General features: G+C 61.1%; 11 protein-coding genes and 5 pseudogenes. 9 read left to right on the top strand and 7 right to left on the bottom strand.

Annotated features, from left to right (window positions below):
- Positions 1 to 7: 7 nt before the first annotated feature.
- From ripB to poxB, 3 genes are read left to right on the top strand one after another with little or no spacing between them, the layout of a single operon-like run.
- Complete coding sequence (ripB, locus tag P3T22_RS17795) at positions 8 to 535, top strand: (R)-specific enoyl-CoA hydratase RipB/Ich (RefSeq protein WP_429325641.1); 528 nt, start codon at positions 8 to 10, stop codon at positions 533 to 535.
- Between the two features lie 11 nt (positions 536 to 546).
- The gene (locus P3T22_RS17790) at positions 547 to 1,866 is read left to right on the top strand and encodes an acetyl-CoA hydrolase/transferase family protein (RefSeq protein WP_429325640.1); all 1,320 of its coding nucleotides are present in this window, start codon (positions 547 to 549) and stop codon (positions 1,864 to 1,866) included.
- Between the two features lie 16 nt (positions 1,867 to 1,882).
- Positions 1,883 to 3,604 carry a ubiquinone-dependent pyruvate dehydrogenase gene (gene poxB / locus P3T22_RS17785; RefSeq protein WP_429325639.1) on the top strand — a complete coding sequence of 574 codons (1,722 nt, stop codon included), beginning with the start codon at positions 1,883 to 1,885 and terminating at the stop codon, positions 3,602 to 3,604.
- Positions 3,605 to 4,139: 535 nt separating this feature from the next.
- Here poxB and P3T22_RS17780 read toward each other — a convergent pair.
- Together P3T22_RS17780 and P3T22_RS17775 are read right to left on the bottom strand one after the other, a co-directional pair.
- The gene (locus tag P3T22_RS17780; RefSeq protein ID WP_429325638.1) at positions 4,140 to 4,817 is read right to left on the bottom strand and encodes a YoaK family protein; all 678 of its coding nucleotides are present in this window, start codon (positions 4,815 to 4,817) and stop codon (positions 4,140 to 4,142) included.
- A gap of 373 nt (positions 4,818 to 5,190) precedes the next feature.
- Positions 5,191 to 5,732, bottom strand: a pseudogene (locus P3T22_RS17775) (IS6 family transposase); the annotation flags it as partial.
- 226 nt (positions 5,733 to 5,958) lie between these two features.
- On the opposite strand from P3T22_RS17775, the pseudogene P3T22_RS17770 reads away from it, so the two are divergent.
- Both P3T22_RS17770 and P3T22_RS17765 read left to right on the top strand, forming a co-directional pair.
- Positions 5,959 to 6,159: pseudogene (locus tag P3T22_RS17770) on the top strand (class II aldolase/adducin family protein); the annotation flags it as partial.
- A 570-nt stretch (positions 6,160 to 6,729) separates the two neighbouring features.
- Positions 6,730 to 7,083 (top strand): annotated as a pseudogene (locus P3T22_RS17765) (electron transfer flavoprotein subunit beta/FixA family protein); the annotation flags it as partial.
- 54 nt (positions 7,084 to 7,137) lie between these two features.
- Here the strand turns inward: P3T22_RS17765 and P3T22_RS17760 are convergent.
- From P3T22_RS17760 to P3T22_RS17750, 3 genes and pseudogenes are all read right to left on the bottom strand, one after another.
- Positions 7,138 to 8,448: an SUMF1/EgtB/PvdO family nonheme iron enzyme gene (locus P3T22_RS17760; protein WP_429325637.1), complete on the bottom strand. Its 1,311-nt coding sequence runs from the start codon at positions 8,446 to 8,448 to the stop codon at positions 7,138 to 7,140.
- 131 nt (positions 8,449 to 8,579) lie between these two features.
- On the bottom strand, positions 8,580 to 9,236 hold the full coding sequence (locus P3T22_RS17755) for a helix-turn-helix domain-containing protein (protein WP_063498607.1): 657 nt from the start codon (positions 9,234 to 9,236) through the stop codon (positions 8,580 to 8,582).
- Positions 9,237 to 9,644: 408 nt separating this feature from the next.
- Positions 9,645 to 9,716: pseudogene (locus tag P3T22_RS17750) on the bottom strand (universal stress protein); the annotation flags it as partial.
- Positions 9,717 to 9,776: 60 nt separating this feature from the next.
- On the opposite strand from P3T22_RS17750, the gene P3T22_RS17745 reads away from it, so the two are divergent.
- Positions 9,777 to 10,466 carry a FadR/GntR family transcriptional regulator gene (locus tag P3T22_RS17745; protein ID WP_429325636.1) on the top strand — a complete coding sequence of 230 codons (690 nt, stop codon included), beginning with the start codon at positions 9,777 to 9,779 and terminating at the stop codon, positions 10,464 to 10,466.
- A gap of 163 nt (positions 10,467 to 10,629) precedes the next feature.
- On the opposite strand, the gene P3T22_RS17740 is transcribed toward P3T22_RS17745, so the two are convergent.
- The gene (locus P3T22_RS17740) at positions 10,630 to 11,223 is read right to left on the bottom strand and encodes an acyl-homoserine-lactone synthase (protein WP_429325635.1); all 594 of its coding nucleotides are present in this window, start codon (positions 11,221 to 11,223) and stop codon (positions 10,630 to 10,632) included.
- Between the two features lie 154 nt (positions 11,224 to 11,377).
- Here P3T22_RS17740 and P3T22_RS17735 point away from each other — a divergent pair, with 154 nt between their 5' ends.
- A complete protein-coding gene (locus P3T22_RS17735) occupies positions 11,378 to 11,695 on the top strand; it encodes a transcriptional regulator (RefSeq protein WP_063498612.1) in 318 nt (105 codons plus the stop codon).
- Here the strand turns inward: P3T22_RS17735 and P3T22_RS17730 are convergent.
- Positions 11,679 to 12,383, bottom strand: coding sequence for a helix-turn-helix transcriptional regulator (locus P3T22_RS17730; RefSeq protein ID WP_063498613.1), 705 nt, complete (start codon positions 12,381 to 12,383; stop codon positions 11,679 to 11,681). The two genes, P3T22_RS17735 and P3T22_RS17730, sit on opposite strands and share 17 nt — an antisense overlap.
- A 314-nt stretch (positions 12,384 to 12,697) precedes the next feature.
- On the opposite strand from P3T22_RS17730, the pseudogene P3T22_RS17725 reads away from it, so the two are divergent.
- Both P3T22_RS17725 and P3T22_RS17720 read left to right on the top strand, forming a co-directional pair.
- Positions 12,698 to 12,997, top strand: a pseudogene (locus tag P3T22_RS17725) (dihydrodipicolinate synthase family protein); the annotation flags it as partial.
- A 104-nt stretch (positions 12,998 to 13,101) separates the two neighbouring features.
- Positions 13,102 to 14,046, top strand: a complete 945-nt coding sequence (locus tag P3T22_RS17720) for an SMP-30/gluconolactonase/LRE family protein (protein WP_063500640.1) — start codon at positions 13,102 to 13,104, stop codon at positions 14,044 to 14,046.
- Positions 14,047 to 14,147 lie beyond the last annotated feature (101 nt).

Genomic DNA, 14,147 nt, shown 5'->3' with positions numbered 1-14,147 from the left:
GAATGTCATGAGCGAATCCATCGCTGCCTACCGCAAGATCGCGGAGAACCGCTTTCGCGAGGTCTCCGGCCTTTACTACGAAGACTTCGAGATCGGAAACACCTATGAGCATCGCCCGGGCCGGACGATCACGGACGTCGACAACATCTGGACGACCCTGCTCACCATGAACACGCAGCAGGTGCACTTCGACCAGGCCTACGCGAGCCACACCGAGTGGAAGAAGATGCTGGTGGACAGCACCTTCACGCTCGCGCTGCTGACGGGCATGAGCGTTAGCACCGTGAGCGCCAAGGTGGTGGCCAATCTGGGCTGGAACAACGTGCGCGCGACGCACCCGGTCTTTGCCGGCGACACCCTTTACGCGGAATCGACGGTGCTGGACAAGCGCGAATCGAAAAGCCGTCCCACGCAAGGCGTCGTCACGGTCCTCACACGCGGGGTCAATCAGGACGGGAAGCTGGTGATGTCGTTCGAGCGCACGATGCTGATCTACCGGCGCGGCCATTCGCCGGAAGCGGAAGCCAACTACTAAGGAGCACGGCCATGAATGACGAATCTGTCTATTCCTCAAAACTTCGTACACCTGAAGAAGTGGTATCGTCGATCGCGAGCGGGTCGACTGTAGCGCTCGGCATGGCGATGTCCCAGCCGCCTTCGCTGCTGGCCGCGCTGACGGCGCGTGCGAGTGCGGGCGATGTCGACGCGCTGAAGGTCTATTACTTCCACGCCGAGTCGTTTTTGAGCAAGACGCTACTGCAATACGAGTTGATGGGGCGTATCCAGCCGCACTGCATGTTCCTCGGCGAACCCGAGCGCAAGCTGATCCGCCAGGGCGCCGAAGACGGCGACCGCAAGGTCGTATTCTTCGTGCCGAACACCTTCAGCCAGTCGCCGCGTCTTTTCAGCGACCATATTCCGGTCGATACGATGCTGGTGATGGTGTCGCCCATGGATAGCAACGGCTATTTCACGTTCGGTACCAACAACGATTACACGAGCGCCGTTGCGCGCTCCGCTCGCCGCCTTGTGGTCGAGGTCAATCCGAACATGCCGCGCGTGTTCGGCGATTCCTTGCTGCACATCTCCGAGGTCGACGCCATTGTCGAATCGGATCATCCGCTGCCGCAACTGCTGCCGAAGCCGGCGAGCGAGAAGGATCATGTAGTCGCGGATCTGATCTCAAACCTCATTCCCGACGGCGCCTGCCTGCAGATGGGTATTGGCGCGCTGCCCAATGCCGTGTGCGGCGCGCTGTATGGCCACCGCGACCTGGGCGTGCATACCGAACTGCTGACGCCTGGGCTCGTGGACCTGATCCGGCGCGGCGTGGTGACGAACCGCAACAAGGCCGTGAATCGCGGCAAGTCGGTCTTTACCTTCGCCATGGGCGATCAGGCGATGTATGACTTCATGAACGACAACCCCTCCATCGAGAGCTACCCGGTGGACTACGTGAACAATCCGGCGGTCATCTCGCAGAACCCGAAGATGATCTCGGTGAATTCGACTGTGGAGATGGACCTGACCGGCGCCTGCAATTCCGAGCATGTGAACGGGCATCAGTACAGCGCGACAGGCGGCCAGCTCGACTTCGTTCGCGGTGCCTACGGGTCGGCAGGCGGCAAGTCGATCATCGCGTTCCATTCCACGGCGAAGGGCGGCGCGCTTTCGAAGATCGTGCCGAAGCTCTCGGGGCCGGTGACCACGCCGCGCACGGACACGCACATCGTCGTGACCGAGTACGGCGTCGCGAATCTCAAGGGGTTGTCGTCGACGGAGCGGGCACGGGCGCTGATCGGGCTAGCGCACCCCGATTTCCGCGCGACGCTCGCGGACGAGGCCAAAGCCCTTCATCTGGTCTAATCACAGGAGCACGATCATGACACGACAAACCATTGCCGATTACCTCACGAACGCGCTTGCTGCCGCGGGTGTCAAGCGCATCTGGGGTGTGACGGGCGACAGCCTCAACGGACTATCGGACAGCTTGCGGAGGCTCGGCAAGATCGAGTGGGCCCATACGCGCCACGAAGAGTCGGCAGCCTTTGCCGCGGGCGCCGAGGCGGCGCTGACCGGGAAGCTCGCCGTGTGTGCGGGAAGCTGCGGACCGGGCAATCTGCACCTCATCAACGGGCTGTTCGATTGCCATCGCAACCACGTGCCCGTGCTGGCCATCGCCGCGCATATTCCTACCTCCGAAATCGGGCTTGGCTACTTTCAGGAGACGCATCCGCAGGAACTCTTTCGCGAATGCAGTCACTTCGTCGAACTGGTGACCAATCCGCAGCAGTTTCCGCGCGTGCTAGACCGTGCCATCCGCACGGCGCTGGAATCGCGCGGCGTGGCGGTCATCGTGCTCCCGGGCGACGTGGCGCTCGAAAGCGCGCCCGACGACAAGCCCGGCGTGCTCTCGTTGGACGCTTCGGTAACGATTCCCGAAGCGGGTCAGCTCGACAGGCTGGCGCAACTACTCAATCGCTCCGAGGCTGTCACGCTGCTGTGCGGCAGCGGCTGCGAGGGCGCGCACGACGAAGTGGTGGCGCTGGCCGACGCTCTCGGCGCGCCGATCGTTCACGCCTTGCGCGGCAAGGAACATGTGGAGTGGGACAATCCGTTCGATGTGGGCATGACCGGGTTGATCGGCTTCAGTTCCGGCTATCACGCGATGAAGGCGTGCGATACGCTCGTCATGCTTGGCACTGACTTTCCGTACCGGAACTTCTATCCCTCCGAAGCGAAGGTTGTCCAGATCGACCGCAACGGCGCCGCGCTCGGCCGCCGCGTGCCCCTCGAGCTGGGGCTCGTGGGTGACGTCAAGGCCACAGTGGCCGCGCTCCAGGGCCGCCTCGAGCGCAAGCCGGACCGGCGCTTCCTCGAAGCGGCGCGCAAGCACTATGCCGAAGCGCGGGTCGGTCTCGATGCATTCGCGAGGCCGTCGCCGCCGGGCAGCCCGATCCACCCGCAATATCTCACGAAGCTCGTAAGCGATCTGGCGGAAGAGGATGCGGTCTTTAGCGTCGACGTCGGCACGCCGACCCTGTGGGCCGCGCGCTATCTGCGCATGAACGGCAAGCGCAGGCTGCTGGGGTCCTTCAACCATGGTTCGATGGCGAATGCCTTGCCGCAGGCGCTGGGCGCCCAGGCGGCTGCACCGGATCGTCAGGTGGTAGCGCTTTGCGGCGATGGCGGCCTTTCGATGCTGATGGGCGATCTGCTCACGGCACGCCAGGAGGCGTTTCCGTTGACGGTCGTCGTGTTCAACAACAGCTCGCTTGGCTTCGTGTCGATGGAAATGAAGGCCGGCGGCTATCTCGACGACGATACGCAGCTCGCTTCGACCGACTACGCCGCGATCGCGCGTGGCGCGGGCATCGAGGCGATACGCGTGGAGGACTCGGAAGAGCTGGAAGGCGCACTCGCGCACGCGCTCTCGCGGCCATGGCCGGTGCTGGTGGACGTCGTAGTCGCCAGGCACGAAATTGCCTTGCCGCCCAAGATTGAGTGGGCCCATGCGAAGGGCTTCAGCCTGTATATGCTGCGGGCCGTGCTCAACGCGAAAGGCAATGAAGTCGTGGAGCTGGCCACAACCTGGCTGCGCTAATCGTCCCCTCGGTCCGGGAAATAGTCGCGGTGGCACCCTGCAGAGGGGGCTAGCCGGACAAGACCGTCTCCCGCGCTGCCTTTGTATATGGCGCTTCGCAACGAAGCTGCTGAGATTCGCTAATTTTTCTACTGGGTGCGCCAATTCCACTAACAGCGCCTGTGCCAGGAGATGTAAAGGCCGATGCCAACATTGGGGTGCTGGCCAGGATGAGACCCGTCTTCCAGCAGGAGAGCGATCAGGTCGCCAATCTGGCCATGACATCGCGCACCGAATGAGCAATGTGTAGACATCCAAAGTAAATTTAGAAGACGTACGCCCCGGCAACTGTTAGCGTCAAACCTAGGAGGGTGTCAGGTATGCCCTGATCGGAGATTGTCTCGAGTCGAATTGCTTGCTTAGGACGCGTCTTAGAGGCCAGCGCTCTTCGGCCAAAGATGTCTTGCAACGGTTAGTCGGACATATAATACTGCGAGTCCACGGAGACCTCGATGGCTATGGCTGCGGCGACTATGCTTGCTGAGCGCGGGTAGTGTCAGGCGCTGGCGCTGCTGCGTGCCAATTGCCCCATCCGCAGTAGCGCGCCCAAGAGGAGCCCTACTGCGAACCATAACGCCACATCGTGCAACAGTCTAGTTGCGAGCCCCCCGAACACAGCACCGGCGAAGAAGCTGAATCCTGCCGCTCCAAGCAGCGACGCGTCGTGAAGAGCCGATTTGTCGTATCTTGGGATCAGTCCTTCGAGCAATTTCTTCGCTGCGCGGCGAAGGTTTCCTGTTGTCATCACAGACGTGTACGTAAGATTCTCGATGTGCGTGAAGGACAAGGTCTGCAGCGTAGCGACGAATGTTATACCTGGGATCAGCCAAAGCTCTGAGCGTCCACACACACCGCTAGCCGCTACAGTCAGAAAAAAAATTTCAAGCAAAAGGCAGACAAGTGCGGGGCGCGGAAGCGAGTTCGCGACGGCGTCGAGGCGCAGCAGGTGAACCATGAATACCGCGAATACAAAGGCGACAAGCGGGGGAATGTGCAGCCGCGCCTGGGTCCAGTCACCAGCTGCTATGTGGATGCCGAGGAGTGCCACGTTTCCCGTCATCGTGTTCGCGAATACACCGCCGTGGCCAACGTACGTATACGCGTCGAGAAAGCCTCCGGACAGCGTCAAGAGTACGGCGACACCGCGGCTTCTACTTGCCGCATCGAGATCCATCGTGTTCGCTCCTGGGCAAGGTACTTCCGCGCATCTTACCAGCCAGAAATAGAGCAAAGGGAAGGCGGACGAGAGGGCTCGCAGTGAACATTGCCTTCGCGGCTTGCTTGAGCGTGAAACCGCGCTGAACGTATTGTCGACGATCGTGCGGATGGCGTCGAACGTCTCAAATTAACCGATTGTCGCCGCTGCCGGTCACCGTCCCCGTCACGGCGGGATTGCGTTCGCCCCGAGGATGCCCATTAAGATCCTCGCGTTACGCTGTCCTTGGTCTTCCCAATTGTTGTTAAAGATGATATCCGCTTTCGCGGCGAGGGCATTGTCAACTTGCCGAGAGTGAGACGGCAGGACGGCAGGTGTGACGACTGGTTGGTCACAAGGCAGTCGACGGATTTTGGGCGAGTTCGGTGAATTCGCGCCATGCAACGAACTGGGCTGCGAGTTGTTTGCGATAAAGTGAAGCGCGTAGCAGATGCCGCTTGAGCGCGAAATGTTGCCGGATCGGCCCGAAACACGAGAGAAATTTCTGTGTGCGTTTCGGGTCGCGAAAGCCACGCATGCGTCGCTCGCGTTCGCGTGTCGGTTGGTGGCTGTTCTCTGCACGGTTGTTCAGTCGCGCGGCCGCTTTGACAAACACGTGCTTCACGTTCGCAAGTTCCGGGATCTCCGCTTTTGCCGCCGGATAGCTGCGCAACTGATCGGTGATGATCTTGCGCGGTACCGGGCTCGAGCGCAACACGCGCCTGAAGAAACGTTTGGCGCGGCTTTGTCGCGCCGCTTTTGCAGCAGGATGTCGAGTTCGGCGCCATGCTCGTCGACTGCACGCCACAGCAGGTACGGTTCACCATGCAGCGTGACGAACATCTCGTCGAGGTGCCACGCGCTACCAGGCTTGCGTCGCGCTGCTTTCACCCGTTGAGGGGGAATGAACAAGGTAAGCGTTTATGCGCTGCAGGGCATAAATATCTACCTTGTTCATACCCCTTCTCCGCCTGGTTGTTCAATCCCTTATGCTGGCGGTGCTCAACGTTCATCCCCTCTTGAATTCTTGTACGCAAAGAACTATGTACACGGCTCGCGCTCCATGGAGGCCATCGTGCAAATGTCCCGCTTCATCGATGTCCAGACAGGAGTCGCCACCATGAATGCCCCGCAACCGCAAGCCGCACCCGACTTTGAAATGGGTGCCGGCCTCTCCGAAGAAGCCAACGCGCGATACCGCCACAACCATCGCCCTCGCGAGTTCGATAGCCCGGCGCAGGAGCGCGTGTACCGCAAGCAGCACCTCGCGGCCGCGTTCCGGCTGTTCTCGAAGTTCTGCTTCGACGAAGGCGCGGCGGGCATCTGATTTGATCGCCGATGGGAAGGTCGGATTGATTCAATACGATGACATTGATGCCGTCGACGCGGAAGGGGTGTGCCTAAAAGATGGTCACCGCATAGCAGGCTCATTGGTTGTTTTGGCTACCGGGTATAAAGGCATGGATCACGCAGTTGGCGCTATGTTCGGCGATCAGGTGGCACAGCGTGTCGGCCGCATGTGGGGGGTGACGAGAAAGCGGAGCTAAAGAATATGTGGAGTCCCACATCGCAGCCGGGGTTGTGGCTGACCGGTGGCGCTTTCTCCCAGTGTCGAATCTATTCGAAATATCTGGCGTTGCAGATAAAGGCTTTTGAATTGGGGCTGCTTCTCCAGCCGTCGCCGGTTTACGAAGCTGTTTCAGGCGCTGTGTAGCGTCATCGTCCGACTGGTACCGAAATCGTATCTCAGTGCGGCGGTCCCGTGCATCAGCCGCACCGGTCGCGGGGGCGGCTTGATGGGTTTGACGGCTGTCGCCTTTGAGGCGATATCTCGGACCTCGAAAAATCAGTTCGAATTCATTCCGTCAGGAGAGTTCGAGGAGGTGGAATAGTGAAGATTGTTGTGGCAGTGAAGCGTGTGATCGACGCCAACGTTAAGGTAGGCGTCACCGTAGATCCGAGCCGGGTGGAACTGGCCAATCTGAAGATGTCGATGAATCCGTTCGACGAAATCGCGGTTGAAGAAGTCGTTCGTCTGCGCGAAGCGGGTGTGGCAACTGAAGTGATCGCTGTGTCGGCCGGTGTGACGCAAGCGCAGGAAACGCTGCGCACGGCGCTCGCGATCGGTGCGGACCGCGCGATCCTGATCGAGTCAGGCGAAGACCTGCAGCCGTTGGCTGTCGCCGAGCCGCTCAAGGCGCTGGTCGACAAGGAACAGCCGCAACTGGTCATCCTCGGCAAGCAGGTGACGAATAAAGCGAAAGTTGACACATAAAATCAGCTATCGCTTTATTCGTCATTAGGAGGCACACCGAAACCCCGCATACACATACTGATAATGCGGTTGAAACCAGTTGCGAAAGGCCGGCCGCAACATGCATTGCGCGGTGCGCGCCGAACCGCCTTTGATCACATAATGCTGCCCGTCGAAAAAGTTGGCGGAGTAGCCCGGGTAAAACGGAAACGCTTCAAACCCCGGCAGTGCGTCGAACACGGTGGAGGTCCACTCCCAGCCATTGCCGAATTGGCCTTCCACGCCGAACGCGCTGACGTTATCAGGATACGCATCGACTGGCTGCGGGTCCCAGCTGCGAAAATCGAAATTGCCCGACATCGCGTGCGGTGCGCCGTGTGCCGCACGTTGCCACTGCGCTTCGCTGGGTAGCGTTTTGCCGGCCCAGCGCGCGTAGGCGCTGGCTTCGGCGTGACTCACATACACCGGCCAGTCGAGCGGCAGCGGTACTTCGTCGAACATCGTGCGCAGCATCCATGCGCTGTGCCGATCGCCTCCGGTTTGCTGCGACCAGCAGGCGGGATGCTCGATATATTCGGCTTCTTTCCAGGCCCAATCCTTGTCGGTCCACCACTTCGGTTCGCGATAGCCGCCTGCCTCGATAAACTCACGAAATGCGCCGTTCGTCACCATGTGGCGGTCTATTTCGAACGCCGGCACGTCGACGCGCATTTCGCCGAACTCGTTGTCCCAGCCGAAACGGCCACTCTCGCGCGACATGCCGAGCACAGTCGCGCCGGCCGGCACGTTGACCATCGAGGACAACCCGTCACGCGGTTCGGAACGCGTCAGCACTGCCTCGCGCAACGTGGTGACTTTCTGCGCAAGCGGCAACTGGTGCAGCATGTACGCGAGCGTTTCAGCATGCATCAGCCGATGCTCGATCGCGACGTTCAGCAACTGCTCGGCCGCCTCGGCATGTGCCCCCTCGCGGCCGAGATGCGCCGAGTCGCTCAGTGCATCGAGCTCGCGGTCGATCTGCTCGCGGGCGCGCAACGCGTAGCTGCGCACGGCGTCGAGCAATGGCCAGTCAGTGGGTTGATCGGTCGGAAAGCCGCCGTCGACAGGATCGATACCGAAAGCGAAGAGCTGGTCGAGGTGCGGATCGAACGCCGGCAGATCGCACAGGCGTTGATCGAAAAGATTACGATCGAAAGCTTCCAGATGGCCGAGGTAAAACACGATCCGGTGGCGCTCGCGGATCGGCCGTTCATACAGAAACTCGGGTTTGACGATGGCAAACAGGGCGTCGGTGACTTGACGCGCGTCGATCAGACGCTGGACGAGCGGGTGATGCGGGGCGGGGTCGCGATTCATTTCGCCAAGTCTCCTTGCGGGGGACGGACTAAAGACTGTACCCGCTCGCAGGAGCTATGCCAAGGCGAATGCGCGCTAAAAAGCAGATGGCGGGGGACGTGGCGGCGCGGGCCAGGTCCTGCGCGTAGGGCTTACACCTTCTGCAGGCCTTCCAGGTCGACGATCCGGATATGTTTGCCGTGTGCGTCGATCAGGCCGCGCTTTTGAAATCTTGACAGGGTGCGGCTCACAGTTTCGAGCGTCATCCCGAGGTAACTGCCCATGTCCTCGCGTGTCATGCGCAAGTTGAATTCCGCTGAAGAATAGCCGCGCTGCGCGTTGCGCTCCGATACGTCGAGCAGAAATGCCGCTACGCGTTCGTCCGCTGAAAGCGAGCCGAGCACCATCATCTGCCCAGCTTCGCGGACGATCTGCTCGCCCAGCAGTTTGTGCAGTCGGTCCTGCATTGAGCTGATTTCGCGGCACAGGGACTTGAGGGCCGGGTAGGGGACGATGCAAACGGTGCTGTCTTCCAGGGCGACGGCGCTGCATGCATGCATGTCTTCGCTGATGCCGTCGAGGCCGAGCGCTTCGCCGGCAAGGCGCAACCCGGTGACCTGTTCGCGGCCGTCACGGTGCGCCATGACGGTTTTCATGGAACCGGAACGCACGGCGTAGATATTGTCGAAGCGGTCGCCGCTGCGATACAGCGCTTCGCCGCGCTGCACCGAACGCGCGGTGCAAATGAGCGCTTCGAGTTTCGTCAGTTCGTCAGGCGACAGGCCTTGCGGCATGCAGAGCGCCCGCATCGAACAGCTCGAACAGCGAGCAGCGGTGCGCGCACTCGCCTTTGCCGGTGCGGCACGACGGCCGCCACGCGCCGGCGGCGAAATCACAGTGGAATCGGCAGCGGCGCCGGCGGAGCGAGTCACAGCGGTAGGGATAAGCATGTTCTGCAGCCATTTGTCGGAGTAACAACTGATTGTCCCACCGCCCATGCCCCCCGCTTAGCGACAAAATGACGCGTCCATGCAGTTAGGCATCTTGAGCGATGTCACCCTCGCGTTGCTGCTTGTGGTTATGGACTGCTATGTATTCTGGCGAACGTGCTTTGCTCTGATTTTGAAGATAGGGTGCTGCGCGTGCCGCCCTTTGGGGCAAGCACGCGCAGTTGCAACGTGCGTCGCCACGCGTTCAGGCGTCTTCACTGACCTTGCCGCCGCGGACGGAATCAGCAGCACGGGCAAGGTCGCCTGGCGCACACAACGCTCTGCGACGCTGCCGGGAATCCAGGGCCAGGTTTGCCTTACAATCAGGAACTACTCAGACAAGCTGCTTCAGCACCGTTGATGAACGAGCACAAAACGACGGGCTTGCCCGACAAGATCTACAGCGACATCCTCAATCGCATTCTTGACGGCGAGTACAAGGAAGGCGAGCGGCTGCCTACCGAGCATGCGCTCGCCGAACGCTTTGCGACGTCTAGGCCAACCGTGCGCGAAGCGCTTGCACGCTTGCGGGCGGACGGGATCATCATGACGCGGCACGGCTCGGGCACCACGGTTGCGCGGCGGCCGGACCCGGATGTGCGCCGGTTTGCGCCGCTCGAAACGCTGTCCGACATTCGCCGCTGTTATGAATTCCGCATCGTGACCGAGGCGGGCGCGGCCGGGCAGGCGGCGCTCAAGGCCGATGCCGACGACATCGCCGCGATCCAGCATGCGTGGGACCAGTTGGAATGCATCATCGAAACCCGGGGCATCGGTGCGCAGGACGATTTCATATTCCACCTGGCGGTGGCGCGCGCCTCGAAGAACCCGTTTTTCGTCACGGTCATGTCGTTCATCGAAGAGCAGATCCTGTTCAGCATGAACCTGTCGCGCAATCTGTCGCTCGTGAAGACGGTGGAGCGGCAGCGGCTCGTGCAGGACGAACATATGGCCGTGCTCGAGGCGATCCGCCGCAAGGATGGCCCTGCAGCGGGGCTGGCAATGCGCGCGCATCTTGAGAATGCGCTTGAGAGGATGTTCGGTTCCTGAAATCCCGCGCGTCTCTCCAGCGGGCCGCGACCACCACGTAACCGCTCCCAGCCCGCCGCAATCCGGCAACCTCAGCCGGGCAACTTCGATCGGGGTCAGCAGCAGCGGGTCGGGCGCGACCGGGCAACCGCCACGGCGGCCCGGCCTCGATCGCTTCAAGGCGTCAGGCGGCGGCGGCCATCGGCCCGAACAGGGCGGTGCGGGTCTTCGGACTGACCGCGATATCCAGCGCCACGGCCCGTTCCACGCCGATCTGCAGGGGCGACCCGAGCCGGCTGATGTCGATCCCGGTCTTGCGCAGCAGCCGTTCGATCGGCGTGGTGGTCACCGTGACATAACGCGTGATGCCCATCCGGTCGGCAAACGTCACGAGTTCGTGAATCGCCTGCATCGTCAGGTCGGCAAAGCCGAACGACTGCTCCTCGCCGCCGGTTTCGATCGCGAACCGGCTCAGTTCCCAGATGTGCCGCCCGACTGGCGCATCCGCGCCATGCAGCAATTGCGGAAAGGTGTCCTTCAACATGTTTGGCCCTTCCGTCGGCATCAGGCGCCAGCAGCCCCGCACGTGCCGGTCGTCGCCCTGAATCAGCATATAGTGCGGCCCGAGGGCGTCGTAGCCGTCGATCTCCATGCCCGCGATGGTCGGAATGTCCCATCCGAGCCGCCCGTGAAACACCCGCGCCCGCAGGCGGTACATCTCGTTGATGTCCGCGTTGTCAAATTCTTGCCGCATTCCAATCCGGATCGTTGTTTGCATGACGTTCTCCTGAACGTGTTGGGATACCCAATACGCAAGAAAACTTATGCATTTTGAATCTTTTCGCCACCTATCTACCTGGATAGGTGTGCATGCTTATCGGGTAACGCAGAATTCGAGATAAGCCTCAGCACTCAACCGACGGGACACAAAAATGGAACTTCTCGACAACCACTGGCAGGCGCAACCCTCCGTGCAAACTCGCCCGGCAGAGCCTTCATCGGCGGTGGACCGCGTTCTGATCATTGCCTACCGCAAGAAGAAAAAAGAGAGCCAGCGCCGTTTCTGGGCACGCTTCGGCGTGACGCAGTCGCGTGGCAGCCGGTTCGAATCGGGCGCCGAAATTCCGCCGCCGGTGTCGATCCTGCTGGGCCTCTACTTCACCAAAACCGTTTCGGACGCCGATCTGGGCCGGGCCGAGCGGGTCCTGACCAGCCGCGACGCCGCCGCCTTGCTCAACCCGGGTCAATAAGTCCCAACTGCGCGGCGATCACGGCCGCCGCGCGCCGTGAATTCACACCGAATTTCGTCCTGATGTTCTTCATGTGGAAGTTCACCACGGCTTCCGAACAGTTCAGGATATGGGAGATTTCCCAGGTGGATTTGCCGCGCGCGGTCCATTTCAGACACTCGCGTTCGCGAGGCGTGAGCTTGGGCAATAAAGTCTGGGCATGCGTAGTCAAATGGCGCTGACTGGTATCGATCACCAGATCGCGCAATAACACCAGGTTTGGCAACGCAACGTTGATATGACGCCAGAATTCGCCGGTCGGATTGCTGTCGTTGACGAAGCACATCATGCCGGCTTCCTGGTTCGGCCCATGAATCGGCAACGTCACGCCGGCGCGCAGGCCGTGCGCGCGGGCTTCCTCGTACATCGATTGTTGCGGCGCGGTCGTGAAAATGTCCGGCGACCAGATCAGCGGCGCGGCGCGCGTCGCGCAATGCGAGACCGTCGGGTCGATGTGGACGAGACCCTGCTCGTCGTAGGTGCGCCGCCACGCCGGCGCGTAGGTGCTCCGCACATAGGCGTCTTCAAGGCGAATGGTCGGGCGCGGCAGCATGGCGATCAAAAGCTTGTCGAAGCCCCACGTTTCGGCAAGGGCCGTGATCGCGCCGAACCATTCCGCTTCATCTGCGGCGTTCAGTAGCGGTGCCATTTCCTCGATAAAATGTAGCGACAATTTGGTTCTCTCAGACTCGCAAACGTCCCGTTGCGGTTAATTGCGGTACGGCAATCCGTCCGGCTGTTTTTATTCTCACAATCTATCACTAAAAATCGTTTCACAAGCCGACTGCAATTTCTAAAGAAACGGCATCGGCGCTGGTTCTGCAACCAGAGGAACGAATGACTCCTTATATCGGATTTGTTTGACCTGATTAACATTCACGGGCCGATAAAGTGGGTAATTTTCTCGTAGTTGCATTTTTGAAGATTTTGATTGGCAACATTATTGTCAACCCAATCTGAAACGCGATCGTCCGCGACAATCCTGCGGACGATCCGTATCTGCGCCGCCTGCTGCGATCCGTGCCTGCGGCCAAGGTGGTGTCGGGCATGGGCGAGCGGCCTGTGCTCGTTCATCCGCACGACGAAATTTCGCTAATCCGCGTGCTGCACGATGCGGTTACGTTCTCGACGATTGCCGACATGGGGCCGATCCTGCCGCTACTCAGTTCGACGCCGCCCGAACATCATGCGAAGATCGATCATGCGACGCAGGTCCTGCTCACATTGGCGCGTCAGTTCGCGCAGAAGCGCGCGTTGAATTGACGTTGCCTGGTGTCGAAAGCGGGCGCTTGCATCGCGCGCGTATGCCGGGCGCACTGCGCTTCAGCCTGCTTTCCCCATTAACTTCCATCGTCCAAAGCCTACGCATGACCGACATCAGCCGCCGCTATCCCGATCCCTCCATTCGCGTGCTCGATCCGCGCTTCAAATCGCTGATTCTTGCGTCCGCTTCCGTCGAGTGTCTGTATCAGGGCGCGCGCTGGTCGGAAGGGCCGGTCTGGTTCGGCGACGGCCGTTATCTGCTGTGGAGCGACATTCCCAACGACCGTATCCTGCGCTGGGACGAAACCAGCGGCGCGGTGACCACGTTCCGCCAGTCGTCAAACAATGCGAACGGCCATACGCGCGACCGCCAGGGCCGCCTCGTGACCTGCGAGCACCTGACGCGGCGTGTCACGCGCACCGAGTATGACGGCTCGATTACCGTGCTCGCCGACCGTTATCGCGGCAAGCGCTTCAACTCGCCGAATGACGTGATCGTGAAGTCGGACGGTTCGATCTGGTTCAGCGATCCGACCTTCGGCATCGACAGCTTTTATGAGGGCGAGCGGCAGGAGTCAGAACTGCCCGCGTGTGTGTATCGCATCGACGGCCAATCCGGCGAAGTGACGGTGGTCGCCGACGACGTGCTGGGCCCGAACGGTCTCGCCTTTTCGCCGGACGAGTCGGTGCTGTACATCGTCGAATCGCGTGGCGTGCCGCGCAAGCTTCGTGCGTTCGACGTCGACGTTAGCGGCGAGAGCGCTGTACTGTCGAACAACCGTGTGCTGATCGACGCCGGGCCGGGCACGCCGGACGGCTTTCGCGTCGACACGCATGGCAATCTCTGGTGCGGCTGGGGCATGGGCACGGACGAACTCGACGGCGTGCGCGTCTTTACGCCGCAAGGCGAGCCGATCGGCCATATCGCGTTGCCGGAACGCTGCGCGAACGTGTGCTTCGGCGGACGCCATCGCAACCGCTTGTTCATGGCGGCAAGCCACGGGTTGTATTCGCTGTATGTGAATACGCAGGGCGTCCAGGGCGGTTGAGTACGCGCCTCTGGATGCGCAGTGCCAGCGCGGCTTGCCTGACAACCTGTTGCTCAATCCGCATGCCGACTCCGGGTTTGCCCTTGGATAAAGCGCGCAAG

Source organism: Paraburkholderia sp. GAS348 (assembly GCF_050434205.1).
GTDB lineage: Bacteria > Pseudomonadota > Gammaproteobacteria > Burkholderiales > Burkholderiaceae > Paraburkholderia.
This window is presented reverse-complemented; position numbering and strand designations above follow the sequence as displayed.

Coding starts and splice junctions, on each gene's coding strand:
- ripB (WP_429325641.1), top strand. CDS start 8: ATGAGCGAATCCATCGCTGCCTACCGCAAGATCGCGGAGAACCGCTTT.
- P3T22_RS17755 (WP_063498607.1), bottom strand. CDS start 9,236: ATGCGGGCGCTCTGCATGCCGCAAGGCCTGTCGCCTGACGAACTGACG.
- P3T22_RS17730 (WP_063498613.1), bottom strand. CDS start 12,383: ATGGCACCGCTACTGAACGCCGCAGATGAAGCGGAATGGTTCGGCGCG.
- P3T22_RS17790 (WP_429325640.1), top strand. CDS start 547: ATGAATGACGAATCTGTCTATTCCTCAAAACTTCGTACACCTGAAGAA.
- poxB (WP_429325639.1), top strand. CDS start 1,883: ATGACACGACAAACCATTGCCGATTACCTCACGAACGCGCTTGCTGCC.
- P3T22_RS17735 (WP_063498612.1), top strand. CDS start 11,378: ATGGAACTTCTCGACAACCACTGGCAGGCGCAACCCTCCGTGCAAACT.
- P3T22_RS17740 (WP_429325635.1), bottom strand. CDS start 11,223: ATGCAAACAACGATCCGGATTGGAATGCGGCAAGAATTTGACAACGCG.
- P3T22_RS17780 (WP_429325638.1), bottom strand. CDS start 4,817: ATGGATCTCGATGCGGCAAGTAGAAGCCGCGGTGTCGCCGTACTCTTG.
- P3T22_RS17760 (WP_429325637.1), bottom strand. CDS start 8,448: ATGAATCGCGACCCCGCCCCGCATCACCCGCTCGTCCAGCGTCTGATC.
- P3T22_RS17745 (WP_429325636.1), top strand. CDS start 9,777: ATGAACGAGCACAAAACGACGGGCTTGCCCGACAAGATCTACAGCGAC.
- P3T22_RS17720 (WP_063500640.1), top strand. CDS start 13,102: ATGACCGACATCAGCCGCCGCTATCCCGATCCCTCCATTCGCGTGCTC.